18 protein-coding genes are annotated in these 26,647 nt (G+C 43.6%); 7 read left to right on the top strand and 11 right to left on the bottom strand.

The window, feature by feature from the left end; translation table 11 throughout:
* Positions 1–404: 404 nt before the first annotated feature.
* Both J7I42_RS33795 and J7I42_RS33790 read left to right on the top strand, forming a co-directional pair.
* A complete protein-coding gene (locus J7I42_RS33795; RefSeq protein ID WP_209144754.1) occupies positions 405–599 on the top strand; it encodes a hypothetical protein in 195 nt (64 codons plus the stop codon).
* A gap of 240 nt (positions 600–839) precedes the next feature.
* Entirely contained in the window at positions 840–1,709 is an 870-nt protein-coding gene (locus J7I42_RS33790; protein WP_209144752.1) for a polysaccharide lyase, read from the top strand.
* An 86-nt stretch (positions 1,710–1,795) separates the two neighbouring features.
* On the opposite strand, the gene J7I42_RS33785 is transcribed toward J7I42_RS33790, so the two are convergent.
* The 4 genes from J7I42_RS33785 to J7I42_RS33770 form a co-directional block, all read right to left on the bottom strand.
* Positions 1,796–4,828, bottom strand: coding sequence for a TonB-dependent receptor domain-containing protein (locus J7I42_RS33785; protein ID WP_209144750.1), 3,033 nt, complete (start codon positions 4,826–4,828; stop codon positions 1,796–1,798).
* Between the two features lie 17 nt (positions 4,829–4,845).
* A complete protein-coding gene (locus J7I42_RS33780; RefSeq protein WP_209144748.1) occupies positions 4,846–5,892 on the bottom strand; it encodes a FecR family protein in 1,047 nt (348 codons plus the stop codon).
* 98 nt (positions 5,893–5,990) lie between these two features.
* Entirely contained in the window at positions 5,991–6,551 is a 561-nt protein-coding gene (locus J7I42_RS33775; protein ID WP_209144746.1) for an RNA polymerase sigma factor, read from the bottom strand.
* A 759-nt stretch (positions 6,552–7,310) separates the two neighbouring features.
* Positions 7,311–7,652, bottom strand: coding sequence for a helix-turn-helix domain-containing protein (locus tag J7I42_RS33770; protein ID WP_209144744.1), 342 nt, complete (start codon positions 7,650–7,652; stop codon positions 7,311–7,313).
* 1,273 nt (positions 7,653–8,925) lie between these two features.
* On the opposite strand from J7I42_RS33770, the gene J7I42_RS33765 reads away from it, so the two are divergent.
* The 3 genes from J7I42_RS33765 to J7I42_RS33755 all read left to right on the top strand — a co-directional run bounded on the left by J7I42_RS33765 (position 8,926) and on the right by J7I42_RS33755 (position 12,087).
* Positions 8,926–9,180, top strand: coding sequence for a hypothetical protein (locus J7I42_RS33765; RefSeq protein WP_209144741.1), 255 nt, complete (start codon positions 8,926–8,928; stop codon positions 9,178–9,180).
* A gap of 404 nt (positions 9,181–9,584) precedes the next feature.
* Positions 9,585–11,327: a GMC family oxidoreductase gene (locus J7I42_RS33760; RefSeq protein ID WP_209144739.1), complete on the top strand. Its 1,743-nt coding sequence runs from the start codon at positions 9,585–9,587 to the stop codon at positions 11,325–11,327.
* Between the two features lie 58 nt (positions 11,328–11,385).
* On the top strand, positions 11,386–12,087 hold the full coding sequence (locus tag J7I42_RS33755; RefSeq protein WP_209144737.1) for a gluconate 2-dehydrogenase subunit 3 family protein: 702 nt from the start codon (positions 11,386–11,388) through the stop codon (positions 12,085–12,087).
* Between the two features lie 163 nt (positions 12,088–12,250).
* Here the strand turns inward: J7I42_RS33755 and J7I42_RS33750 are convergent, their stop codons facing one another.
* The 3 genes from J7I42_RS33750 to J7I42_RS33740 all read right to left on the bottom strand — a co-directional run bounded on the left by J7I42_RS33750 (position 12,251) and on the right by J7I42_RS33740 (position 18,073).
* The gene (locus J7I42_RS33750) at positions 12,251–15,046 is read right to left on the bottom strand and encodes a PAS domain S-box protein (RefSeq protein WP_209144735.1); all 2,796 of its coding nucleotides are present in this window, start codon (positions 15,044–15,046) and stop codon (positions 12,251–12,253) included.
* A 290-nt stretch (positions 15,047–15,336) separates the two neighbouring features.
* A complete protein-coding gene (locus tag J7I42_RS33745) occupies positions 15,337–17,472 on the bottom strand; it encodes an elongation factor G (protein ID WP_209144733.1) in 2,136 nt (711 codons plus the stop codon).
* A 325-nt stretch (positions 17,473–17,797) separates the two neighbouring features.
* Positions 17,798–18,073: a hypothetical protein gene (locus J7I42_RS33740; protein ID WP_209144731.1), complete on the bottom strand. Its 276-nt coding sequence runs from the start codon at positions 18,071–18,073 to the stop codon at positions 17,798–17,800.
* Positions 18,074–18,462: 389 nt separating this feature from the next.
* Here J7I42_RS33740 and dnaG point away from each other — a divergent pair, with 389 nt between their 5' ends.
* The gene (gene dnaG, locus J7I42_RS33735) at positions 18,463–20,475 is read left to right on the top strand and encodes a DNA primase (protein ID WP_209144729.1); all 2,013 of its coding nucleotides are present in this window, start codon (positions 18,463–18,465) and stop codon (positions 20,473–20,475) included.
* A 103-nt stretch (positions 20,476–20,578) separates the two neighbouring features.
* On the opposite strand, the gene J7I42_RS33730 is transcribed toward dnaG, so the two are convergent.
* Positions 20,579–21,034 (bottom strand): glycoside hydrolase family protein, encoded by a 456-nt coding sequence (locus tag J7I42_RS33730; RefSeq protein WP_209144726.1) that lies wholly within the window; start codon positions 21,032–21,034, stop codon positions 20,579–20,581.
* A gap of 570 nt (positions 21,035–21,604) precedes the next feature.
* Positions 21,605–23,404 carry an RICIN domain-containing protein gene (locus J7I42_RS33725; protein ID WP_209144724.1) on the bottom strand — a complete coding sequence of 600 codons (1,800 nt, stop codon included), beginning with the start codon at positions 23,402–23,404 and terminating at the stop codon, positions 21,605–21,607.
* Between the two features lie 659 nt (positions 23,405–24,063).
* Between J7I42_RS33725 and J7I42_RS33720 the strand changes: the two genes are divergently transcribed.
* Entirely contained in the window at positions 24,064–24,456 is a 393-nt protein-coding gene (locus J7I42_RS33720; RefSeq protein WP_209144722.1) for a DUF3224 domain-containing protein, read from the top strand.
* 206 nt (positions 24,457–24,662) lie between these two features.
* Here J7I42_RS33720 and J7I42_RS33715 read toward each other — a convergent pair whose 3' ends face one another.
* Entirely contained in the window at positions 24,663–25,481 is an 819-nt protein-coding gene (locus J7I42_RS33715; RefSeq protein ID WP_209144720.1) for a M48 family metallopeptidase, read from the bottom strand.
* Positions 25,482–25,919: 438 nt separating this feature from the next.
* Positions 25,920–26,579 carry a glycerol-3-phosphate 1-O-acyltransferase PlsY gene (plsY, locus tag J7I42_RS33710; RefSeq protein WP_209144718.1) on the bottom strand — a complete coding sequence of 220 codons (660 nt, stop codon included), beginning with the start codon at positions 26,577–26,579 and terminating at the stop codon, positions 25,920–25,922.
* Positions 26,580–26,647 lie beyond the last annotated feature (68 nt).

Raw genomic sequence — 26,647 nt, 5'->3', positions numbered from 1 at the left:
CTTATTATATATTAGATAAATGTAATTATATTGAAGCCTTATTTACATATGGTTCTTGTGGTCTGTTGACCTCCGGCCTTTCCTGCAGGAGGGTCTATTAAGAACGATACCGTTTACAGATACTGTCTAAACCCTATTGCAATTGTCCTGATTACAATCATTTTTAAGCCGCCTTTTTTTAAGCAAATACTCTTATTACGACTTAGTCTAAACCGATTACATTTTTGCCTTTCTAGCTACTGAAGGATTCAAATGAATGAAATTGGCTGCAACTTTGCACTGTCGTACTGAAAGAAAGCTATTTGATGAATACGGGACCTTTGAGAACTTTAGCTTAGAAAAATACAGACGCAAGTTTGTGTTAGAATCGCTCGAGTACTTTTTTTGAAAATGTAAATATCCTTATGATGAACACTATTAGAAAATTCCTCAAAGATGTGATCAGCATCTTTTCAGCCGTATCCGACACAAGAAAACTAATAGTCCGTACTATCGTTACAAAAGGCGCGCTGGAACTTAGCTACGCGCGGCCAACAACAACCTCAACAACTCAGTTTGGAAGAAGAGCAGCCATCGCAACAAAAAGCGATCTGTTTTAATCACTGTTCTTCATAGTTCACAGCAAATCATCTGAATGATATAGGCACTGTTATGTGCATGTCATGAGGGTGTTTTGAACAGGAATTACATGCAGCAGCCTACCGCTTGCAGCATGGCGGGTACATAACGCGTCACAGGTTAAAAAAACGCACTTGTGATGTGAACAGGGAGTCTTATGCGTAAGCAAGACGTTACCGGTAATTGAAAACACTTTTTTAAATCGAGAAATTAACACCTAAATGAAAACAACGATGATGCACAAAAGAGGCAATTGGTTAAAGAGAAATCAGCGCGTGCTGTCCGTTTCCTTATTACTGGCTACATTAGCCGCTTGTCAGAAAAATGTTGAAAGACCAACTACTACTCCGGATGATGCTGCTGCAAGCGAAGAGCAGGTGTCAACACAATCAACATCAGGTGGAAATCTGATCTGGTCGGAGAATGCAGATGGTAGCAGCTTTTTAAATTCTATGTGTACTATACAAACCGCTACTTCCTATGGTATTACTCAATCTACAACCCATGCGTTCAGCGGTTCCAAATCAGCTCGTTTTGAGTTAAGAGATACCGATCCCGAAAATCACAGTGGTACAAGGGCTGAAATATCTTTTCCAACACCTACTACTAATAACTTCTGGTATTCCTATGCGATGTATATGCCAAGCGCTCAGTATAAAGATGAGGCACAAGACGAAGTTATCAGCCAATGGCATGGTGGTGGTGGTATAACCCCGGCTATTTCTATGCGGGTTGTAAATGGTCATCTTGTGATGAGAACACCAGACGATGCTAAAACTGATCTTGGTGCAATTGGAAAAGACAAATGGCATACGTTTGTATATCACATCATTCACTCTTCAGGTTCTGATGGTTTGATCGAGATCTGGAAAGACGGTCAAAAGCTCGTTTCCCGTAAGGGCGCCAGCATGTATAAGATCACTGGTGACTTCCATCTTCCTAACTGGAAAATGGGTATCTACAAATCAGACTGGAATGGTACAAAAACTACTTCTACCAACCTGAGAGTACTGTATTTCGATGATATAAAATATGGCACTTCTGCTTCAACTTATAACAATATGTTAGCAGTTAGTAGCACAGCGAAATAACGTAGTGTAATTCATATAGATGGGAAACAAAAGGTCGCCTCGATTCATCGGGACGACCTTTTGTTTTTTAGCACATATCTCCTGCCTTAAAAGTTGGCCGATAGACTGATATAATAATACCCGCCGTTCATCCCAAACTGGGTGGCATTGCGGCTGTATTGAAAACGCCCGTCGGACGTATTGCTGTAGTAAATATTTGTTTTGTCGCCATTGCCAATCTGGAACCATTTCAATTTATCCGGGTACACATCAAAGATATTGTTAGCACCAATGGTTACCCGTACCTGTGGCAGTATATTGTAACTGACGCTGGCATCGGTGACAACTTTAGCATCATAGGTCTCATCGAGCCGGGGATCAGCATTCCACGATGTCACTTTGCCAAAACGCGTTGCCCGGGCCATAAATCCGAACTTTTTTAGTTGATAATTGGCCGATAACGAGACCTTGTTTTTCGGGTTCGCCAGTTCTATACGCGATTGTTCTGCCCGGTCAAAAAAGAAGTAATTCCCCACTGAATCCGGTACGGCCGGGATCTTATCTGTCCCTTTTACTTTTTTGATCTTGGTCTCATTGAAGTTGGCTGCAAGCGTGAGATCGAGATTGCCCTTACCCAATTGCGGACTAACGGAGAAGATGATATCCACCCCCTGTGTTTTTGTATCCACAAAATTACTGAAGGCCTGTACCACCTGCACATCGGTACCAAAACCGGCATTGTTCAATACCTGATCAACTATGGAGGTGCCGGCAGGTGTTCTTCTGAACGGGCCTGCCAGTAAAATGCGGTTCTTGATATCTATGTGATAGGCATCAATTGTAAGAGAAGTATTCCGGCTCGGTTTTGCCGTGATACCTAAACTGTAGTTAACGGAAGTTTCTTCTTTCAGATCAGGGATCCCCAGGGCCTTGGCAATCGGGTCGCTATTTCGAACGGTTAAGGTATTACTGGGCGACAGCGTTCCATTTATAAGCTGGAACTGGGTGCTGGTATTGTTAAAGAAATACTGATGAATGGAGGGTGCCCTGAACCCATTGCTGATGGCCCCGCGTATTGACAGTGCATCCAGGATCTTATACCGCAATGCCAGTTTGCCGGCAAGGGCGTTGCCGAAATCGCTGTAATGCTCAAACCGGCCGGCCACATTGACCAGGAGTTTTTCGGTTATATCAGATTCCACATCTACATATGTACTAACTACGCTGCGGTTTTCATCTACTGCATTGGCGGGTTGATAACCCGGATAAACCTGGGCGCCGCCTGCTTTGCCGGAATTAGGATCATAATTCTTCCACGACTCTTCCTGTCCCGGCGTTATTTTGAACATATCTATGCGCATTTCAGCGCCAATGGCTACGTTAAAAGAGGCCAGCTTCAGGTTAGAGCCAAAATCTTTGGAGAAGTCAACATTGGTAGTGCTTTGCTGAAACCCCAGTTTACCGCAATAAAAAGACGTGGGTGTTGACGTGCCCATGCTGGCATTGTTCGAATTGGTCACATCGAACCGGAACTGGTTACCGCCATAGGTAGTACTCACATCCCAGTTCCAGGCGCTGGCCATTTTACCTTTAATACCCGCCATTACAGACCGGTCATTGATCTCCGACTCAATATACGGCAGAAAACCACGGGGATATAATTGTGCCACTACCTGCGTGGTTTGTTTGGGGTACCGGTAAAACCCAGCTGCTTTTCCTTTGCGGTAGCTATACATGCCCATTGCATAGAATTTGGTTTTGTTTGAAATGGGCAATTCCAGATTGGCTTCGCCATATGCATTTAGTTGTTTTGAATTTCCTATATACATATTGTTCTTTCTGTCCCAGCCTCCGTTTTGCGCAATCAATATCTCATCCTGGGTGGCATTGCTATTATATACCGTACCCAGGTAGTCACCGGCGCGGTTGGTGGGCTGCCGATGTCTTACTTCCCCGGTAAGGTTCAATACGCCCCCTTTTTTGCCAAGCTTGAATCCCTGGTTAAAACCAAATTGTAAATTGGCCCCATCACCTGCATATTGCTGGCCGGCATGTGCAAAAACCTGGGTGCCGGTCTTCTTTTTCAATACCACATTTATTACACCGGCAATTGCATCAGAGCCATATTGTGAGGCGGCGCCATCGCGCAACACCTCTATGCGCTCGATGCTGCTGCCAGGAATGGAATTCAGATCGGTGCCTACAGACCCCTTGCCTACTGTACCATTAATGTTTACCAGGGCTGTATTATAGCGGCGTTTGCCATTTACCAGTACCAACACCTGATCGGGGCCCAAACCGCGTAAGCTGGCAGGGTCAATATGATCGGTGCCATCGGCTATGGTTTGACGATTTGATACAAAGCTGGGCGCAGTGAATTGTATTTGTTGCGCTGGCTCTATTTGTCCGGTGGCCAGCAGGTCTTTGCTATTGATCACATCAACCGGTACCGGCGATTCCACGTTGGTCCTTGGCCGTAATGAACGGGAACCAACTACTACAGTAGTTAATTCTGCAACTGCGTCTTCCAGTCTTATAGTTAATTCATGCTGGCCGCCTATTGTTATTTCCTGGGTTTTAAAACCGATGATCGAAATAACCAGCACGTCGCCATCTTCTGCATTAATGGTAAAAACGCCATTGGCATTGGTGGAGGTGCCGCCGCCTTTATTTCTTACCAAAACGCTTACCCCCGATAAGGGTTCACCTTTTAAGTTGGTGATTTTACCTGTAATGGGAATCGGTGAAATTTCCGGAACGCTATTGTCCACTTCCACTCCATTTTTGTCTGAGATCTGTCGCTTAAGGATCACTTTATCACCCGCCACTTCATATTCAAGATGCAGGTCGTTGGCCAGTTCATTCAATACTGCCGATAATTTTTCCTTTGATTTACTAATGGTGACAAGCCGGTTGCTTTGGATCAATTTTGGGCTGAAGACAAACGTTACTTTTGTTTGGTCTTCTATTTTATTCAATACATATTCCAGCTTTTTTTCTTTAATGTTCAGTGTTACTTCACGGTCCAGTACATTTTGGTTATGGCCCGGTTCTGCAGAACCCGTAACAACGAGAAAGATCGCCAGTAGCAATTGCGCGGCGACATGCTTGATTACATTGATTGGGAAGGTTTTTTTCATTGATTAAGTATTATTGATTATTCAGTTGCATTTTCACAACCAGTGCTCGTGATGATGACCTGACCGTCGGCCTGTTCATAAACAGCTTCGATGGCTTTACAAACCAGGTTGATCCTTTCAAAAAAGGTTTCGTTGGTAAAAGCACCGGTGAATGAACAATGGCCCAGCAATTCCTCATCAAAAATGATGGGAATGCCATAAGCGTCTTGAAGGGCCTTTAATACAGCAGATGCCGGTGTATTGGTAAAAACAAACAGGTTACTGTCTTTAGTAACAGGTGTATTAATAACCTGCGGTTGGGTAATTACAGATCTGGTAAAACTCACCTGTTGCCGGTTAAACAGTATTTGCTGATTGGGGGTAATAATAGCGGCATTGGCTTTGGCCAGTTCCTGTTCGGCCGCTCCGGTCTTTCGTTTGTATACGGTCACTTTACCAGTATGCACCAATACCTGAATGGTGTTATCGTGCGGAAAGGCCCGTACATCAAAACTGGTTCCCAGCACTTTTGTTACCAGCTCATTGGTGTATACATAAAATGGCCGGGCGGCATCTTTGGCCACTTGAAAAAATGCCTCCCCTTCCAGATACACCTCCCGTTTATTGACACCAAAATGTTGTGTATAGGCGATCTTCGAGGCTGGTTTCAGCAGTATATAACTGCCATCTTCCAGGTTTATTCGTTGGGTTGTAGTGGTATTGTTAACATTTTCAGCTAACTGGTCCTTCTTTCGGCTTTTGTCATAGGAGAACGTTTGGGTAGAACTAAAAAATATCAGCCAGCCGCTTATTACCAGTCCGATTATAACTGCTGCAGCAGTGAAATAATACAGCCGCTTTCTGTTGGTAGAACGATATACTGTTAAGGGGGGCACGAGGTTGCCTTCCTTTTCAATATGTTCCCACATTTCTTGCGCTATATTATCTAGATCGGTCTGATTAAGGATTGGCAGTTTGTCATTATATAACCCTTCATACCAGTGATCTACCAGTGCCATCTCTTCTGCAGTGGCGGAACCATCACAATAACGTATTAATAATTCCCTGAATGCGGTGCGGTCCATACTGTTCGGTTTGTCCGGGTTGTAAAACCGGTTTCCCGTATAGACAGGCAGGTCGAGAGAACCCCTAAAGGGGTAAGAAAATTTAGGAAGCGGAATTACTACAGGGCGATATCAAGATAATCTTTCAGGTATGAGCGTAAGGTCTTTAGTGATTGTGTAATATGGTATTCAACGGCTTTTTCAGAGATGTTCAGGATGGTGGCAATTTCCCGGATAGACAAATGATCGAAGCGGCTGAGTCTGAAAACCTGTCTTGTTTTGGCTGGCAGTGCAGCAACGGCTTTATCTATGGCTTGTGACAGTTCGTGAATGGTAAGGGTTGATTCGGCACCCTGATAAGTAGTTGAGCCGGTGTTTATAATATGCTGCAGGTATCTTTTATGTACCAGGGTGGCTGCTACATAATTAATAACGCTGTTTTTGATGGCGGTTTGCAAATAGCTTTGCAGGTGAGTAATGTGATTGGAATGACGTTTTTCCCAAATACGTAGAAAGACAGTTTGCACCAGTTCTTTGGCGGTTTCCCTGCTGGCCAGGCGGTGATAAGCGGTTTCAAAGAGGCGTTGCCAATAACGGGTATAAATCTCCTTAAAAGCCAATTCATTGTTGGCCTTTAACAGTTGCAGCAGTATCTCATCAGTTAGTACCCGCAGGTCCATTGCTGAAGTTAATATGTAATTTCTGATTTTTCGAATTTGACATCTTGTGATTTATACCAATTTCTGCTGTCTGATAAATCTCAAAATCCCAAAATTAAAGATCTCCCAATCCAATGATGCTTACCTATAGTGCCCTTACTGGACAGAAAAGGCAGTACAAGCAAGCCACTGTTAAAAACCTTCTATAATAGATCAAGAAAGGCCAATTAGAAAGTAAAACCAAATATGTAAAAATGAATCCGGGAGCCGGCTATGCCGGGATTGTTCCCTGGTCATTAGGTGAAAGCCGGGAGCGACTCGGCGTTCAGCCCTGCATTCATGAGCGGGTATTTTACTGACCCTCCTGCAAAATATCGTTTTACCACATTCATAAACGCTTCCGGCAACCCGGATCATCATTCTATAGCCAAATATTGTGCTGCGATTGTCAGAAGAAGTAGTGCGGTACTCATGATCGTTAACCTGGTTCAATAAATTGGCTTTGAGGGCTTATCATAGAGCTCCCAGGAAAATAAGTTTTGTACCGCAGCTACTGCCTGCTGACTGTGTATATATTGATAACCGTCTTGTCAAATATCTGTATGCAATATACGAAAATACATTTCTTCTATTTGCACAAATTCATTCTTTTTATTTCACAAAATAACGTGTGCAATACTGTTATACTTATGCAAAGAACTACATTGCCCTTTCAAGACAATGCAATTGTTTCAAAGTGGTGCTCACTTTGTGTTATTGTATTCATATCGTCAATGCAGCTTATCCATGAAGCCCGTTCCGCCATTCGGTGGGCGATTTTCTATATATTTTTTTAAACATTGTACTGAAGCTGCCCATGCTTTTGTAGCCAACCTGTAATGATATTTCCTTTACACTTTTTTCGGTTTGTTCCAACAACTCTTTTGCTTTCTCCATTCGTAACAAGATCCGGAAATCATCAATGCTAACCCCGAACAACTGTTTAAATCCGAATTGCAATTTGGTGCGGTTAAGCTGTGTTTGTTGACTTAGATCACTTATAGTAATGTGGTAACGCCTGTTTTTAGTTAATAGATCTTTTGCGAGCCGGATCCTTTCAATATCCTCTTTTTTCAATTTCATAAGAAAAGGTTTATGGCAAATAACAGTAGTCGTTGACGCTACCTCTTTACTTATTGCTCACGTAAATAAAGAGCTTGCTTCAGTAGCTGGCACGCGCCTTACTGAAATAACATTAGTTACTTTTACTATTAAACAATAATTGACTGTATGGCATCTACCATCTTCCTGTAGATCCATGAGTAACCTGGGAGTTGTTGCTATCCTTTTTATTGCGTGTTCATATGACCGCTATCTGCTATCGATCCAAAAAAAACATTCCGGAACGTACACTGTGCATCCTTTTTGCACACGGTTCCGGTTAGGCCAGCTTACCACCCGCAAGGCGGGACAAACTGCATTAAGACGATGATGACTTACCAATGTTTTTGAAATCTTTCTTTTGTACGGATTGAATGTAACTGCTAAATAGGTGAAGGCACACCAAAGATGCCCGTAGGCATATGAGATAAGTAAAAGAGATAAAAAGAAAAGAAGTGGCGTAATAAATAGAATCCGGTCCATCAGATAAGGTTTGTGCATCGGCTACATTGCTCGTCTCACCATTTCTTTCTCACTTCGCTGATTAGTGTTGCCAAAACAAAGATAGGAGGTCTTTTTGAATGTTGATTTTGAAAATAAAATATTTAGACACTGCCGGTGAATTCTTATACAGGTTAACCATTAATGATAGATCGGTGCCATTCCCTGATCATGATACTAATAATTATCTCTTAAACAATTATCATTTATAGGTTTCTGTTATGTATCTGAAAAATAAATTTCAACAATTGTTAAAGGCTGTGTGGCATCAAGGCTCCTACAATGGTGCCCCGCCTTAGCGGGGTGCCTCTTAGGACGTATAATGGCGTAATCGTCCGCCTGTTGATCCTCTCTCCCATTTAAACTCCCAAAACCCAACCATCCCATTTCAGACAATTACCACTTACCTACAAAGTCTTGTCCCTGAAATGCTGAATTTTATACTTTGAATCCTGGATTTTATACCTTGAAAATCAATGGTTTTTATCCATTTGTTACTGAGGGTGTAATTGTTACACTTTTAGAGGGGTATTTTTGAATAATATCTAAGAATTCTGCATTATTATTGAGTAAATATCAAGGAAAGCGTTTTTTATTTAAAATATTAGTATCAGCTGATATAGAAAAACCCTTATTTCCTATAAAATCGGTTAACCGATTGCAGTAATTATGTTTTATTCACGCAATTTTACATCTATAAATTCGTTATATCGATGTCCATTTATTCTGAAAAAACCTATAATCACATATCCCTATGACCCCATACATCCAAAATGAAACGGATTACCTGGCCGAGAAATTCATGATATTGGAATATCATATTGCCCATGCCAGCAAGATTGCCCTTCTGAAGATTCAAAGTTGGAAGTTTGCCGTAAAGAATCCAGAAGTAGGGACACGTTATCAAATGGCAGCAGAAGATATGGTACGCCAATCATTAATGAGCTTTGTACCCAATTCACACATCCTGAATGAAGAGGGTTTTTATTTTCGACCGATCCAGAATTAATTAGATTTTAAATAACTACTACAAGTCGCTTCTGCCCGAAGCGACTTTTTTTATTCCAATCTGTTCGTTAATTAGCATTACTTTATGGCTTGCAAGCCTGATCTTCGATGTCTTGTTGCCTTGCAATCTGATGATCCTATTATTACGTAAGCGTCCGCTTGTGCCCTTATAGGAGCTTGCAACCCTGCCCTCGCTACCCTGTTGCCTCGATGCATATAAGTAATCCGCCCCCAATACAGTTGCAGGAAAATGCCACCACGTCTTTTAATAGTTTATTTGCATTAGCTGCTACTATTTCAACTACATATAAAAAAGGTATTGCAAATAATTGGTCAAGATTGCTAAACCTTTACATTTATGTTTCTAAACCAACCATTCTTCATTTATAAAACTTTCTTACTCTTATGGGGGATCTTCAGGTGAAAAAAAATGCCAAGCAATATGATGCCATCATCGTAGGCTCCGGTGCCGGAGGCGGTATGGCTGCTTACGTGTTGTCACAGGCTGGTTTAAAAGTTTGTTTGATTGAAGCAGGACCAATGTATGATCCAAGGAAAAACGTAACCCAGTTTAAAAATCCGTGGGAATCACCCCGTCGCGGTGCCAGTACCAAATTCAGGCCTTTTGGCGATTTCGATGCTTGTTATTGGGGGTGGGAAATTGATGGTGAACCCTATACTCATGCCAATGATACCAAATGGGAATGGTGGCGTGCCCGCATGATCGGCGGTCGTACCAATCACTGGGGGCGCATCTCCCTGCGGTTCGGACCCAAAGATTTTAAACGGCGCAGCATCGATGGAATGGGTGATGACTGGCCCATTGGTTATGATGATGTAAAACCTTATTACGATAAAGTAGACCGGCTAATAGGCGTGTTTGGCAGTAATGAAGGGTTGGAAAATGACCCCGATGGTATCTTTTTGCCCCCGCCCAAACCCCGTTTGCATGAATTGATGATCAAAAAAGCAGCAACCGGCATCGGCATTCCGGTGATCCCTTCCCGCCTTTCGATCCTTACCAAAAAGATCAATGATTCCCGCGGTGAGTGTATCTTTTGCGGACAATGTAACCGGGCCTGCTCTGTTGCGTATGCTGACTTTTCGTCTTCTTCAGTATTGGTGAAACCAGCTATGGAGACTGGTAATGTAGATGTGATCACCAACGCCATGGCGCGTGAAGTGCTTACCAATAATGAAGGACTGGCCACCGGCATCTCTTATGTAAACAAGATGGACCTGCAGGAATACCAGGTTATGGGCCGCACAGTGATCCTGGCAGCCAGTGCCTGCGAATCGGCCCGTTTGCTGTTGAACTCAAAATCGGCCCGCTATCCCAACGGACTGGCCAACAGTAGCGATGTAGTAGGTAAATACCTGCACGATTCTACCGGTGCCGACATGGGTGGTGTACTTCCTGAACTGTTCGATCGCAAACGCTATAATGAAGATGGCGTGGGTGGTGCGCACATTTATACACCCTGGTGGGGGGATAATAAAAAACTCGATTTCCCCCGTGGTTATCATATTGAATACTGGGGTGGTTTTGGCCAGCCTGCCTATGGCTTTGGTAATAGTGTGCAGGCCCTGAATGGCAGGTTCGAAGTAAAAGGTCAACAAAAAGAACCAGGTGGCTATGGTAAATCATTGAAAGAAGATATGCGTTACTTCTACGGCGCCCGCGTGGGTATGGCCGGTCGCGGTGAAGCCCTCGCCGTAAAAGAAAACAAATGTGAGATCGATCCCAAGGTGGTTGATAAATATGGTATCCCTGTATTACGTTTCGATGTAAAACCGCATGAATACGATATTAAACAGGCAAAACACATGAAGGAAACCTTCAAAGAGATCATGCATAACATGGGCGCCATTATCACTTATGGTGGTGATGATGACGAAAAAAACAATTATGGCTTACATGCACCGGGTAATATCATTCACGAAGCCGGTACCGTTCGTATGGGTAACGATCCAAGGAGCTCTGTATTGAACAAACACAACCAGGCCCATGATTGCAAAAACCTGTTTTGTGTAGATGGTGGACCGTTTGTGTCTCAGGCCGATAAAAACATCACCTGGACCATCCTGGCGCTCTCTATGCGTGCTTCGGAATATATCATCGATGAAATGAAAAAGCGGAATTTGTAAAATCCGCAGTAACGAGATCAAACAACAAAGAAGGTAGAACCAAAAACCAAGAACTAAAATGGACAGAAGAAAATCCTTAAAAGCGATAGCAGTAGGTACCCTGTCAGCTAGTGTGTTGCTGGATGCCTGCAAAACTGATAATAAGAAAGAAGCCGCCAAAGGTGCAGAGTCTGCCGGCGAATTTACCTTAGACCGTGCCGTGGAAGAACAGGAACGGGAAAAGGAAATAACTTCAAAAACCTTTTTTACCCCGCACGAAATGGCTACCATCACCGTGCTGGCCGATATCATCATTCCAAAAGATGAAATAAGCGGCAGCGCCTCCGACGCCAAAGTGCCTGATTTTATTGAATACATTGTAAAGGACATGCCCGAAAAGCAGATCCCAATGCGGGGTGGCTTACGCTGGCTGGATGTACAAAGCCTGAAGCGTTTCAATAAATCATTTATTGAATGCGATCCCGCGCAGCAGATAAATATAGTTGATGACATAGCTTATCCGCAAATTGTATATAAAGAAAATGGGAAAGAGGTAACCAAAGGCAAAAAAACAAAACCTGAAATGGCGCAGGGCATTGCCTTTTTTAGCCTTATGCGCGATTTAACAACATCCGGTTTTTATACCAGCCAGATTGGAGTTAAAGACGTAGGCTATGCCGGTAATACGCCTAACAAGTGGAATGGCGTACCTGACGATGTATTAAAACAATACGGATTAGCTTATACAGAAAAAGAAATGAAAGAGTGCGCTAAATATTAATGTAAGAAGTATAAACTAAGAAATAAAAAAAGGTCGGTTCTGAATAAGAATCGACCTTTTTTATTTAATAAATATGTTATCAGGATACTGTAACCTTACAACTGATCACTGTTTTAAAGCCATTGGCGGTGATTAACAGATCACGCCAACATAAAACTTTCAACTATTTAACCGGAATAAAGAAGTAGAACGTAGCCCCTTCCCCAGCCTCACTCTCTGCCCGCATAAAACCATGATGGTTCTCTACTATTTTTTTACAAATAGCCAATCCAATACCGGAACCACTGTATTCGTTACGGCCATGTAACCGCTGGAACAGATCAAATATTTTTTCAGCAAACTCCTGCTCAAAGCCAATTCCATTATCCTTTACTTTAAATCGGAAATAGTCCTTGCCCGGTATGGCGGCTTTTTCATCAAGGTCTTTTGCTTTTATATAAGAAGCCGTTATTTCAATAACAGGCGTTGTTTCATCACGCGAATACTTCAGCGAATTGCTGATCAGATTCGACAATAGTTGTCTGAACTGAAATGGAATAATGGTCAATGTAGGCAGGTGTGCGGTAATGATCTCCGCCTTTTTTTCCTCTATGCGGTGCGCCAGTTCCCTTTTTACATCCTCCAGTAAAACATTCAGGTCGGTAGATTCAAAATTTTTGCGGGCCGTAGTGGTGCGCGAAAATTCCAGTAAGGAATCGATCAGGTTTTGCATGCGGATCGCTGCTTTTACCATCCGTTCGAAATAATCTTTACTGGTATCGCTTAAATTAGCCACATCCCGGGCCTGTATCAGGTTACCAAAAGCCTGTATCTTTCGTAATGGCTCCTGCAGGTCATGACTGGCCACATAACTAAACGACGACAATTCGCCGTTACTGCGTTCCAGCTCCCGGTTCTTTTGCTCTAATTGCTCGGCATACATTTTCAACTGGTCTTCAGCTTGTTTTTGCTTGGTAAGGTCACGGGTAACTTTTGAAAAACCGATGATGTCGTTTTTATCATTGTGCAGGGCTGTGAGCACCGTATAAGCCCAGAAGGTAGAGCCATCTTTTCGCACCCTTAATCCTTCAAAGGTCGATTTCCCATGCAGGCATGCTTCCGCTATAAGTTTCTCCGGCAGGTTATGTTGCTGATCGGTATAGGTATAAAAAAGCCGGAAATGCATGCCGATGATCTCATCGGCGGTATACCCTTTAATTTTTTCCGCCCCTTTATTCCAGTTCTCAATATAGCCTTCCTTGCTCAAAAGGATTATTGAATAGTCTTCCACTTCATTGGTCATGCGCAAATAGCGTTCTTCACTCTGGCGCAGCTCTTCATGCCGCAGTTCCAGTTGTTGGTTGATCTCTTTTAACTCCCGGGTTGTTTCTTCCAGCGCTTTGTTCTTGTGCGATATTTCGTGGGTGCGTTCTGCTACCCTGAGCTCCAGGTTAAGTCGAATGGTTTTAACTTCATCAATATCGGTACAGGTACCATACCATTTAATGATCTGGCCACCGTCGTTTTTAATAGGCCGGGCCCGTACCAGGAACCACCGGTAAGTTTCGGCCGGATATTTTACTTTGAAGCGGAATTCAACATCCAGGGTTTCGCCGGATCTTACCACTTCTTGCCAGCTTTCCAAACAACGCTCCTGGTCATCAGGGTGAACATGCTTCAGGAAACTGCTATCCCCAAACTGGTTCTCCTCGCCTATCAACAGGGTCCATTGCTTGTTATAATAATCAACATATCCATCGGCATTGGCCGTCCATACGATCTGGGGCATGGAATCGGCCAGCTGGCGGAACCTTTTTTCTCTTTCCCGAACGGCATCTTCGGCCAGCTTTCGGTTGTCGATATCCACTACAGAACCAATAAAGCCTTCAAAAACGCCGCTGTTATCAAACATGGGTGAACCGGAATCAAGGATCCAACGATAATTCCCATCCGCTCCCTTGATGCGGTATTCGAAGTTAAAAGGCACCTGGTGGGTATTGGCCTCTTCAAAACAACCTGTCATTAAGGCCAGATCATCGGGATGCACTACGGACAACCAGCGCTGCCCCAGGGTATTTTCTGGTGGTTGCCCGGTATAATCGTACCATTTCTGATTTACATACGTACAGCTGCCATCAGGGCGGGTGATCCACAACATGACGGGCACCGTATCGGCCAGGCGGCGAAAATAGTGCTCGCTCTTTTCCATGCGCTTTTTCTCCAGTACAATGTCGGTCACCTCCCGGCCAACCAACATTACCCCCGAACAGATGCCATCTGATTCCAGCAAGGGGTAAAAAAGTATATTGAAATAGGCCGTTACCTGGCCGCCATTCCGTTCAATGCGCAAAGGCATGCCATTCTCAATATGCGATTTCCCGGTTTGTACCACCTGATCTATCAGTTCCTCAGCCAGTTGCCCTTTCAGCCCGGGATTCACCTCAAATAATGACCGGCCGGTTATTTCACCAATCTCTTTGGTGGTAATTTGTAAAAAGGAATTATTGGCAAGCTCAATGCGGTAATCGGGCATCCGCAGGGTCAGAATGCCAATGGGCAGCTGTAATAAAATATCGTAGATCTTTTTCTGAGCAGCGTGCTGTACGCTCGGGTTCTCAGTGGCGGTCACCAGCATGCCGCAGGGGCTAAACCTTGCATCCGGAATGGGTATGCAGGAAAAAGTATAACTGACCGGTTCCCTATGGCCATTACGGTCAATAAAAAGTTGTATCTCCGGAATAGTAACAGATTTGCCTTGCATCACCTTGTCAAAGGCTGGTCCCAGTATTTCCCAATTCCCGGCAAAAACAGTTTGCACAGGGAGTTCCAGGGCCTCCGCAGGCGGCAGCCCAATAAGCGGTTGACAGGCTTCGTTATAAAACAAGGTCCCTGCGGGTCCCCACGCTACGAACATGGGAACGTGTGATTGGGTTATGATCTCGAATACAAAATTCTTTTTATCAAAGGCTGTCACCTCCATACAATTCAAATATTTTGAACACTGTTTGCGCGTGTTAAAAATATTTGATATTAACGAATTAGAATGAATTTTTTACGTAAGTGTGCATAGTTTAGACCTTCAACCTGCTACATGCACCTTTTACCTAAAAATAATAGCCACCCGGAGGGTAGCTATTATATATGCTAGGGCCAGTTGGTTCTTTTGTGAGTAGTGAGTGGATGCCTGAATTTTCAGTACTCCGCTATCACTTAGCCGCTCCGCATTTTGGGAATGCCTTGTACCGGTGGGGCAAGATCAACCTGCCAATTCTACACCAACTCCTCCTTCGCCGTCTTCGAATAATCGTCTATAAGCCGGCGTTGCTCTTCGAAAGGCACCGGTACATAGTCAAAGAACCGCATGGTGAACTTGGCACGCCCCTGTGTTATAGACCGAAGCGAGGAGGAATACCCATCCATTTCGGCCAGCGGCACCTTGGCCATCACTTTCTGAAAATGTCCCTGGGTGTCGATCCCTTCCACCACAGCCCGGCGGCTTTGCAGGTCGCCCATAACGGCGCCGGTAAGGTCATCGGGACATAACACATCTACCTGGTACACGGGTTCCAAGATCTGTGGGTCAGCCTGCTGGAAAGCCTGTTTAAAGGCCATTAAACCGGCTATCTTAAAAGAAATATCGTTACTGTCCACCGGGTGCATTTTGCCGTCATAGACCGATACCCGCACGTCACGTACATACGACCCGGTTAACGGGCCTGTTTGCATCTTTTCCATAACACCTTTTAAGATCGAAGGCTGAAAGCGATTGTCTATTGCCCCGCCCACAATACAGTTAAAATAAACCAGTTTACCTCCCCAGTCCAGGTCATGCACATCGCGGCCGCGAACATTCAGCCCATTGGGGTCGGGCATGCCCTCGTACCAGGGTTCAATGCGTAAAAACACTTCCCCGAACTGACCGGCGCCCCCACTCTGCTTTTTGTGCCGGTAATTGGCTTCGGCCATCCGGCGAATGGTTTCGCGGTAAGGAATGCGTGGTTTTATAAATTTTACTTCTACTTTATGCAGATGCTCTATTTTCCATTTAGCCACTGCCAAATGCATATCGCCCTGGCAATGGAGGAGCGTTTGTTTTAGTTCCTGTGAAACTTCCACAATAAGCGTAGGGTCCTCTTCCCGCAGCTGGTGCAATGCCTGTGATAGTTTTTCTTCTTCCCCTTTTTTCAGGGTCTCAATGGCCACCGTCATATTGGGTGGGGGAAACTCAATGGGATGCAGTTCGTAGTTTTTGCCTTTTACATGCAGGGTATTATTAACATGGGTGTTCTTTAGTTTCAGGGTGGCGCCAATATCCCCTGCTACCAGCTCGTTAGTACTGGTGCGTTTGTTCCCTTCTGCCAGGAACAACTGGTTTATCTTTTCTGTTACGCCAGTCGATTCATTTTCCAGCTCCATGCCGTTTTGCACAGTGCCTGAATATACTTTAAAGAACGACAGTTCGCCTACATGTGGCTCGCTGATGGTCTTAAAAATGAAAATGCAGGCCGGGCCGCTGGCCTCGCAAGGCAACGATTGTCCTCTTTGCGTGGTTTGTGGCGGCATTTCGTTGGCGCTTGGACAAACATTGTCAATAAAGCCCATCAAACGGCCACTGCCCATGTTCCGTTCGGCCGACAGGCAGAACAAAGGAAACAGATCGTGGTTGATCATGGCTTTTTTCAAACCGTTTTTCATTTCATCTTCGTCCAGCTCGCCTTTGTCAAAGTATTTTTCCATCAATGATTCATCATTGCTGGCCACCGCCTCTATCAGTTCTTTGTGGAGTTCTTCTGCACGGTCACGCTCTTCATCTGGTATAGGCAATTTTTCAGGTTTGCCACCGGTATCTTTAAATTTATACATCGTCATGCGAAGCACATCTATGATCTCATGAAAGCCAGCGCCCTGTTGCCGCGGATATTGCACTACGGCTATTTTACTGCCAAAATGTGCTTTTGCCTCCCGAATGGTCTTTTCAAAGTCGGCATTGTCTTCGTCCAGTTTGTTAACGGCGAAGATCATGGGGGTTTTAAATTGTTCAGTATAATCCCAAATAATATCAGTGCCTACTTCAACACCCATAACGGCATTGAGCAGCATAACGCCGGTATCGGCCACCCGCAGGGCCGAGATCACTTCACCCACAAAATCGTCATAACCTGGGGTGTCAATGATATTGATCTTATAACCCCGCCATTTGGTATGCATAAGTTTGGAGAAGATGGAATTACCACGTTCCTGTTCCAGTTCATGGTAATCGCCGACGGTATTTTTTTCGGCAATGGTTCCGCGGCGGGTAATGAGGCCTGCTTCATATAGCATGCATTCCGCCAATGTGGTCTTACCGCAGCCGGCGTGGCCCAGCAAGACTACATTTTTTACGTGTGAGGTATCAAATTCAGCCATGGCAAACAATTTTAAAAATGAAGAATAGGTAGTTTTTAAAAAGGTATGGATGCGGCTGATGAAGGGGGTAGTTGTCAGGTAGCAATAAGCAACTGACAACTGGAATGGTTATCTGCTCGTCGCTGGCAGATCGGGACATATGAAGTAAGAAGCAGGATGTAGGATGTAGGAAGCTCGCTACTATTTCAGCAATCTGTATTAAAGTTAAGAGTCCTGAAATTTCAGACATTCATGCCGCCTGCGTCCTATCTCTTACTTCTTACTTCAGTATCTTAATAAATTAAAAGTCTGCTATTTATTATAAAAGCAGACAATAAATTAAAGGCTATTCTATATGATTTGCAAAATGCGAAAACTCCTGTTTTACTTCCGAAAGGGTGCTTTCTAATTGCTGATAATCGTTGTAAAGTCTTTCGTGATCGGTGGTGGTATCTTCGTTCAGGTTCCGGTTGTTGATTTCAGCCATTTCTGTGTCGAACTTACGCTGGTGTAGCTTGATGGCTTGTTTGAGGTCGTGGATGTTAATGAGCTGAATGTGGAACTGATTGTCGAGGTGTTCAATCTCCAGAAGTACATCCCTGTTGGTTTGGTTTCCGGCCAAGTGCTGGAGACGGTTTTTAAGTTGACCGAATTCATCTCGGTAAGAACGCAATGTCTCCCGCCAGGCATTGCATTCTCTTGACAGCTGTGCGATATCTGTTGTTACCATGGGAGAAAATTTATAAATGAAGAAATATAAAGAGCTTCTTATGTTGGAAGTAAGGCTTTCTAAGTCTGATGTGAGTAGTTAATCTAATTTAAGAAACATTTGCCGGAAAAACAGGATAAAAAAGATTAAAATTATAAACTGATATTTAACATGCAACGAAGTATTTATAGACCATAGTTGCAACCTTAATTTATTAAATGTGTACAAAAAATTGTAAGTCATTCAGTTGTTAGTTATCAACCCGGTCTTTACAGTTCAACAGATTTATTAAATTTGCCCCGATGATCAGTCAGCAATCGATACAGCAGATCCTTAGCCGGATAGATATTATAGAAATAGTAGGCAGCTTTATAAAATTAAAAAAGCGGGGTGCCAACTACATGGGGCTTTGTCCGTTCCATGGCGAAAAATCTCCCTCTTTTACCGTTTCCCCCGCCAAAGAAATTTATAAATGTTTTGGTTGCGGCCGCAGCGGTAATACCATCAGCTTCATTATGGAGCATGAGAAATATTCGTATGTGGAAGCATTGCGGTGGCTCGCCGCCAAGTACAATGTGGAGATAGAAGAAACCGCCATGAGTCCGGAAAGGCTGCAGCAACAACAAACTGCCGACAGCTTATTCATCCTGAACGGCTTTGCCCAAAAATACTTTTCTCAAAATCTGTTTGAAAGTGAAGAAGGACAGGCTATTGGACTTAGTTATTTAAAAGAACGCGGGTTTCGTGAAGAGATCATGAACCGCTTTCAACTGGGGTACTGTCTGGCTACCCGCGACTCCTTCGCGCAAACGGCCCTGTCTGCACATTACAGCCTGGAATATTTGCAAAAGAGTGGCCTGGTGGTGGTGCGGGATGATAAACCGCTTGACAATTACCGCGGCCGTATTATTTTTCCCGTGCATAATCAAACCGGTAAGGTAATTGGTTTTGGTGCCCGTATCATTGGTAAAAATGATAAAGCACCCAAATACATCAATACTCCCGAGAACGAAGTTTACATAAAGAGCAAGATCCTGTACGGCACCTATTTTGCCCGTCAGGCTATTGATAAATTCGATGAATGTTTACTGGTTGAAGGGTATACCGATGTGGTGTCGCTGCATCAGGCCGGTATCGAGAACGTAGTGGCCTCAGGCGGTACTTCGTTAACCATGGATCAGTTGCGCCTGATAAAAAAATATACCAAAAATCTTACTATTATTTATGATGGTGATTCGGCCGGGGTAAAAGCTGCCCTGCGTGGGTTGGATATGGCGCTGGAAGAAGGGTTGAATGTAAAACTGGTGCTGATCCCCGATAAGGAAGACCCCGATAGCTACGTGAACAAGGTTGGTGCTGCCGCTTTCCGCGAGTTCATCGATAAAAATAAAAAGGACTTCATCTTATTCCAGCTGGAAGTTCAAATGAAAGATGTGGGTAATGACTCTTCCAAAAAAGCGGGTCTTGTAAACCAGGTGGCGGAAACCATAGCCAAGATCAACAAACTGGAAGATTTTACCAAACAGCAGGATTATATAAAAAAATGCGCCGAGCTGCTGAAGATCGAAGAAGGTGGTCTGGTGAACCTGGTGAATAAACACATCCGCGAAAAACTGGCCAAAGACGAAAGTAAACAGGCCGCTGCAATGGGTGTTGATCCTACGCAGTTCTATGATGATAATGCTATGCGCGGCGAAGAAGGAGGTTACAGCGATGAAAGCTTTAACCTGATCTTCAAAGATGAAATGCAGGAAAAGCAATTGATAAGGGTATTGCTGGAGCATGGCACAAAAGAATGGGACCATACCCAAAAGATTGCGGAATATATCTTCAGCCAGGATATAGTGGAAGAGATGATCGAAAATCAAACGGTAGTAAGGGTGTTGCATATGTACCGCGATATGCTGGCAGAACGTCACGAGCCCACCGATAAAGATTTTGTATTCTCTCAGGAAAATGATGTTAGTACGCTGGTGGTATCGATCCTGAATACGCCCTATGAATTAAGTGAGCACTGGCTGGCGGAAAAATCGGTGTTCTCAGTATTGGAACAGGGGTTCAGAAAGTACATGAATATCGAATACAAACACAAAGCCCTTATGAAAGAAGAAAAGGGTTTTAAAGATGACGTTATATCAACTATACAATACCTGAAATTAAAAAAGATAAAACAGTTGCTGGAGCAAAACCAGGTTGACCTGGAAACTAATAATACGTACGAACGGTTCCTCGAGCTGTTACCGCCTCATATGCATATAAAGGAGATGGAGATAGAAGTAGCAAAAATGGCGGGCATTGTATTGAAAAAGCAATAAACTAATAAACCCCGATGAGGACGAACCTATCGGGGTTTATTTTTAATTTAATTAGCTGTCGTGATGAGACAGTTACATGTCATTCTAAATAATGCACGGGAAATTAGTTTGCCATCGCAGCAGGAGCAGGTGCAGGAGCAACAACTCTCTTTCTGCCTCCAGCTTTAACTGCGGCTACAGCCTTGTTGAACCGAACGGCGGTCCATACATGGTCCAAGGCCACTTCTTCAGAACTATCAAAACCGGCGTTCCTTACGCCATCCCAACTGCACCCCCTGTTAAGGTCAGTAGCGATCTTGGAGCTGCTTTTTGGATAAGCAATCCAGAATTTACCACCTTCCTGAAGACAGGGAAGTACATCCCTTAAAATACCGTTTAATTGATTTTCGTTTACTGCAAACACCAGTGCAAAGTCGATCTTTCGGGTTTTTAACAGTGGCGTTACATTTTTGGCAAACGATAATTTGACAAATTGCTTCTCGATTGAGGAAGGGAGACCCTGGATTAACACGTTCTTTTCTTCCTGTAATTGAAGCTTTTCTAACAAATTTTGCGACATGCCGAAGGTTTTTGTAATAAGCTTTTCAGGTTATAAAAAATAGACGGGATTGCAAAGGTATGAAAAGATATGCACGTGATAAAAAATAATTTAACGATGATGCAACGTTTTGTTCATCTTGCATTGTAAGATGATAAGCATCAGTCTGTAAGCCTATAGGAAAAATTAAATACTTCCTTCGGGAACGCCCTGAAACACGCGCTGCTAAAGGCTTTTGCAGTTGCAGATCCCGGGATTAACGATGTAGGAAGTAGGATGTAAGAAGTAGGAAATACGAAATGCAGTCCTCGAAATGGCAGCATTTGTTGTACTATATAGCATTTTGATTTTATATGTCTGTTTGACAAAGACCTTGTGAGTGGTCAGTTGTGAGTGAGCTCGCGATTATTATAAATTTCTGAAAAATGGTAAACCATGCCTACGCTTGCGCGGTCAACATTCCGAACAGAGTTCTGATACCAGTCCAACTCATTGAGACCCGACAAGCGAAGCGTAGTCGGGATCCCATCATATTGAGTAAGTTCGATCTTATTCGCGAACGCAAACATGTCGGCAACCCACTCACAAACACTATTGTTTAGTAGGAATCCCACTTATTACAGTAGAATCAATGTTTACCTGCTTAAACCTATTCCCCTCCCCCTCTTCATCTCCATTCACCGCTGCCAATAGCCATTTTTGGCGGGGTTTGCCTGTCCAGGCGGTTTGTAGCACAGCTGCTCCATTATTGACCGAACCGCCAAATATTTCCAGTACTTTGCCACTGGCTTTATTTTCCATCCGCAACTCCCCTTTTTTACCATCTTCGAATAACCGCCAGAGTTGGCTGTCATTCTCTTTTGTATCTTTTATAAGTATTTGTACATTTTCTTTTGAGCCGCCCGGCACTTCCAATGCGCGGCCGCTTACCAAATTGGTGATCCGGTACCAGCCATCACCCGCATATTCAAATCGCCACCTTTGACAGGATTTTCCCTCCCAGCTTGTTTGGGTCACATAGGCTGATGGTTTGCCCGAGCAATCACGCGTATTCATTACTTTTTTACTGTTCACATTGGTAATACGGTAAACACCATTGGCAATGGTAGCAAATTGTATTTCCTTTTCAATACCGGCAGTTTGTTTCTCCTGTAACAGATCGGCATATTTATTCCAGTTCCAGTATTTACCGGGATCTGTTTGTGCATTGCCACTATAATGCTGGTGTCCTTTAATATGTAAAGACCCGGTTTGCGCATTGATTGTGTTGGTACCCAGTCCGCGGTAACAAGTCGATCCATCAATTGCATATCGTTTGCAGATGTCACGCACCAGGGATGCTGAAGCCTTATAAAGTTTATCAGTATACCATTTGTTTCCATTTTCAATAAAGCCTTCATGTTCTATGCCGATGGCGTAGCCATTGGCATTTTGTACGTGCAGCGCCATATCGCTTTCCTTTACCATTTGTGTTATTTGACCGTCAGAAGCCCGAACAATATAATGCGTGCTCATATGCGCGCCCGGGTTTTTAAACCAGGAGATCACACTGGCATAACTCCCCTGTGCGGTATGAATGACTATATGGGAAATGGCAGCGCCATTACGCCCGCTTTTATAATTATTGGCATTTGCATGTACATAAATAGCCGGGGAATAATCAGCTGCTGTTGGCGCTTTGTCTGCCACATCAGGTTGGCGGTTGGTGGTAAAAATGGGTGTATTGGGAGGCGTGAGCAGTTGATCTTTATCAACATTGATCTCAATCGCGGGCGATTGTAAGGTATGTAATAAAGGCGCCGGAAATATTTGCTCCATTTGCACTTTTACCGGCGCTCTTTTTAGCGAAGGAGTGTTTATCCCCTTCTGCAATTGATCGTATATGTCATATTTGAACAGGGCCAACGCGTATTTATTGATAGCAGAACTATCATCGGGAAATTCAGCCAGTTTTTCCAGTATACTGGAAAAGTCTTCCGTACTAATGCGAACATCTATTTGTCTGAAACTGGCTTCGCGGCTTAAGAACTTGGCAACAGACAGCACCTGTAACCGAACATCTTTTTTGTATTGATCAGGAGTAATACCGCTGTTGCTGCAAACCGTCAGCAGGTTGTTTTTAAAATATCCCTTTCCATTTTCGATCAATGCAAAAAGACCATACCGTTGCGGCATGCCGCTACAATTATCCGCATCGTGTAAGGATGGCTGTAAATTCGTAAGCCGGGAGGCCGACCAGGCCGTGGCTTCCAGCAATCCAGCTGGTATATTGGGATATCGCCAGTAGGCCTCTTCAAAATAAGTAGCCAAACCCAGTATGGGTTGTTGCGCCTCTACAGCATGTTGCAACAATATTCCTATAAGCAATACAATCAGTTTTCGCTTTCTCATATTTATCTGGTTAAGACGAATATTTTTTCGTGATGAATGTTTTTTTCGGCAATCGGCAATCAATGTCATTTAGTTAATGCTTGTTTTAAGGCATCCCCTCCTGGGAGGGCGCTTAACTAAACGACATTGAATCGGCAATCGGCAATATTAACTTGCCTATAGCCGCAAGTCAAGCAATAAAAAGGTATTGCCGATTCACGAAAAAGGCATCTAACCATGAATAAGTTTCATGATCAGTATATAATAATCTTGCTGATACGAAATGCTCTGGATTTGGATTCTTCCAACGGTCCTGCTATACTTACAACCGGAGTGGGGAAAACCCGGAAATAGTGAGTGGATCTGGCCTTAACCACGCTATTGTATAACAGCTTTTTTTTAGGGAGATGCTGTTGCTTGTTTCCTGGGTACCAAGACAAGCTATGTGCCACTTTTGCCAGATGAAATCACAAAAAGGGTTTAGTATCGGGATTGGTTATTCACATTCTTGCAGCATGTATTCAGTTATTACGGCTGCAGATGGTAAAAATACCAGGGTGGCATTATACGTTAGACCGTTGATTAGGAAGGATAAATGAATTATCATGGCCCATCCAAACATTCCAAACACGTTTGCTTAGGCCTTATTTGATTACATTTGACGGTATAAAAGCAATCTAATGACACGATACGCAAAAGGCGAATTTGAAGTTAAACTGGTTCCGCAAACAGATGAACGGGAGATCCCACTTTTGGGACGGTTATCCATCGACAAAGTTTTTCATGGCGATATAGTAGGATCCAGTCAGGGGCAAATGCTTAGCGCAAGAACAGCTGTTCCTGCTTCCGCGGGTTATGTGGCGATCGAGCGGGTAGAAGCGACTATCAATAACAAAAAGGGTTCTTTTGTATTACAACATAATGCAACTATGAGTAATGGAGAATTCATGCTGAATATTATTGTTGTACCAGATTCGGGAACAGATGAATTGACCGGCATTGCTGGCAAACTGAACATCATCATGAAAGATAAAAAGCATTTTTACGAAATGGAATATATCCTGCCGGAGTAAATTTTATTAGTTCACTTTATTCCCGGACTATATTATAAGCTTCATTTGTTATCGTTTTGCATACCCTGCAACCCTTACCTGGCGCCCCGCCTCAGCGGGGTGCCTCCCCTCCTACCTCCTACTTCTTATTTCCTTACTTCTTGCAGTGTAAAAACAAAAGGCTACCCGTTACCGGATAGCCTTTCAAATATGATTATTTCAGATTACTACTTCACAGGTTTGTAGTACTGCATCGCCTCAGGCATCATTTCCCGCAGCTTTTGAATACGGGTGTCTTCTGCCGGGTGCGTACTTAAAATTTCTGGTGGTTTTGAATCACCGGCGGCGGCCTTCATTCTTTCCCATAAAGGAATGGCTTCATTGGGATTGTAACCTGCCATGGCTGCGAAGATCAGGCCATAATGGTCAGCTTCGAGCTCCTGTTTACGGGAGAAAGGCAACAAGGCGCCTACGTTTGAACCAATACCATAAGCGCTCATCATAACAGTCTGGGCAGCAGCGCTTTTATTGGCTATAGCAACTTGCAAAGCCTGTTGTCCTATACCTGCTACTGCCTGTTGGCTCATCCGCTCATTACCATGATGCGCCAGGGCGTGGGCAATTTCATGACCCAATACTACCGCCAGGGCTGCTTCATTCTGGCTAATGGGCAATAAACCGGTATATACTACGATCTTACCACCGGGCATACACCAGGCATTCACTTCTTTTGAATCAACCAGGTTGTATTCCCATTTATAACCTTCTAATTCTGAGGTAAGGCCTTTTTGGGTATAATATTGATTGATGGCATTGGTAAGCCTTGTGCCTACCCTGCGCACCATTTCTGCATCTTTATTGGCTTTTGTGTTTACTACCTTGTTCTCTGTCAGGAACTGGGTGTATTGCTGTGCAGCCATTGATTGAATATCGGCTTCATTGTAAAGGGATAATTGGCTTCTGCCCGTGATCGCATTCTGGGAGCAGGAAGTGATGCCTGTTACCAGTACTGCAGCCATAATTGCTTTGTGCATGACTTGTTTCATTACTATGAGTGTTTACTTCAGTTTACTTTAAACAATCCTTGTACCAACCTGATCGACAAAATTATTTATACCTGCAAATTATGCGGGTTATAACTCATTCTTTAACAAACTTATAAAATGAATGCGTCACCATCAAATTAAGAAATGAGACAGTGTGTATATCCTCTTTTGAGATCTGTATTGGCTTGATGGGAATTTATTACCTCAAATAAAGGCAATAGGCAAAGGGAATACAACCTTAAACTGAAAACGGCAATCGTGAATCGGCAGACGGCAGTAAATTTTTGGCGGCGCAAGATAGTTATTAATCTCAGCAGCCAAGACTATTGCCTATTCCCCATTCACTATTGCCTATTCACCATTGCCCTAACAACTTAATGTTATGTAACAAAAAGCTACTGATTTACAACAATAGAACTTTAAATAGTGAACTGCGAATTACTGTCTTCTCCGTCTTTCTTTGCGACGATCACGGTACTTTAAAATGGGAACTTTGCTTTCACTGCCGCGTAATAAGCGGGTGATATTTTTTTGGTGTGTGAGGACCACCAGCAAGGCTACCGCAATGGCAAATGCCCGGTATAAAGGTTCTTTCTCATTGAAAATAACAAGAATAAAAACGGCAAACGCTATGCTGGCTAAGATAGAACTGAGTGATACAAAGCGAGTCAAGTATAATACCAACAGGAAAATACCTACACATAGAACAGCTACTGCAGGCTGAATGGCAAGGATCATCCCAAAGAGGGTTGCAACACCCTTTCCACCACGAAATTCGGCCCAGATTGGGAAAATATGACCCAATACAGCGGCTAAACCCAGCCCCACCATAAAATTGGTGCGGTCCCATTCATTGGCGCCACCTACGTAATAAGGAAGAAGAAAACAGAGAAGTGAAGCTGCTACGCCCTTGAGCATGTCAATGATCATGACAAATGTGCCCCAGCGGGAGCCTAAAACACGGAAAGTATTGGTAGCACCGGCATTTCCACTGCCGTATTCACGGATATCGATTCCAAAAAAAGCTTTACTAACCCAAACAGCTGTTGGAATAGAGCCGATCAAATATGCTATTACAATGAGTAAAGCCTCTTTCATTGAATAGTTGGTTGATGTTAGATGACGAAAATATGGAAAAAAAGTTAATTAATTGATAACTATCGGGT

The sequence above is a fragment of the Niastella soli genome, from assembly GCF_017742245.1.
Taxonomy (GTDB): Bacteria; Bacteroidota; Bacteroidia; order Chitinophagales; family Chitinophagaceae; genus Niastella; species Niastella soli.
This window is presented reverse-complemented; position numbering and strand designations above follow the sequence as displayed.

Excerpts from the sequence above, each read along its gene's own strand:
- J7I42_RS33795 (WP_209144754.1), top strand. The coding sequence starts at position 405 with ATGATGAACACTATTAGAAAATTCCTCAAAGATGTGATCAGCATCTTT.
- J7I42_RS33790 (WP_209144752.1), top strand. The coding sequence starts at position 840 with ATGAAAACAACGATGATGCACAAAAGAGGCAATTGGTTAAAGAGAAAT.
- J7I42_RS33785 (WP_209144750.1), bottom strand. The coding sequence starts at position 4,828 with ATGAAAAAAACCTTCCCAATCAATGTAATCAAGCATGTCGCCGCGCAA.
- J7I42_RS33780 (WP_209144748.1), bottom strand. The coding sequence starts at position 5,892 with ATGGACCGCACCGCATTCAGGGAATTATTAATACGTTATTGTGATGGT.
- J7I42_RS33775 (WP_209144746.1), bottom strand. The coding sequence starts at position 6,551 with ATGGACCTGCGGGTACTAACTGATGAGATACTGCTGCAACTGTTAAAG.
- J7I42_RS33770 (WP_209144744.1), bottom strand. The coding sequence starts at position 7,652 with ATGAAATTGAAAAAAGAGGATATTGAAAGGATCCGGCTCGCAAAAGAT.
- J7I42_RS33765 (WP_209144741.1), top strand. The coding sequence starts at position 8,926 with ATGACCCCATACATCCAAAATGAAACGGATTACCTGGCCGAGAAATTC.
- J7I42_RS33760 (WP_209144739.1), top strand. The coding sequence starts at position 9,585 with ATGGGGGATCTTCAGGTGAAAAAAAATGCCAAGCAATATGATGCCATC.
- J7I42_RS33755 (WP_209144737.1), top strand. The coding sequence starts at position 11,386 with ATGGACAGAAGAAAATCCTTAAAAGCGATAGCAGTAGGTACCCTGTCA.
- J7I42_RS33750 (WP_209144735.1), bottom strand. The coding sequence starts at position 15,046 with ATGGAGGTGACAGCCTTTGATAAAAAGAATTTTGTATTCGAGATCATA.
- J7I42_RS33745 (WP_209144733.1), bottom strand. The coding sequence starts at position 17,472 with ATGGCTGAATTTGATACCTCACACGTAAAAAATGTAGTCTTGCTGGGC.
- dnaG (WP_209144729.1), top strand. The coding sequence starts at position 18,463 with ATGATCAGTCAGCAATCGATACAGCAGATCCTTAGCCGGATAGATATT.
- J7I42_RS33730 (WP_209144726.1), bottom strand. The coding sequence starts at position 21,034 with ATGTCGCAAAATTTGTTAGAAAAGCTTCAATTACAGGAAGAAAAGAAC.
- J7I42_RS33725 (WP_209144724.1), bottom strand. The coding sequence starts at position 23,404 with ATGAGAAAGCGAAAACTGATTGTATTGCTTATAGGAATATTGTTGCAA.
- J7I42_RS33720 (WP_209144722.1), top strand. The coding sequence starts at position 24,064 with ATGACACGATACGCAAAAGGCGAATTTGAAGTTAAACTGGTTCCGCAA.
- J7I42_RS33715 (WP_209144720.1), bottom strand. The coding sequence starts at position 25,481 with ATGAAACAAGTCATGCACAAAGCAATTATGGCTGCAGTACTGGTAACA.
- plsY (WP_209144718.1), bottom strand. The coding sequence starts at position 26,579 with ATGAAAGAGGCTTTACTCATTGTAATAGCATATTTGATCGGCTCTATT.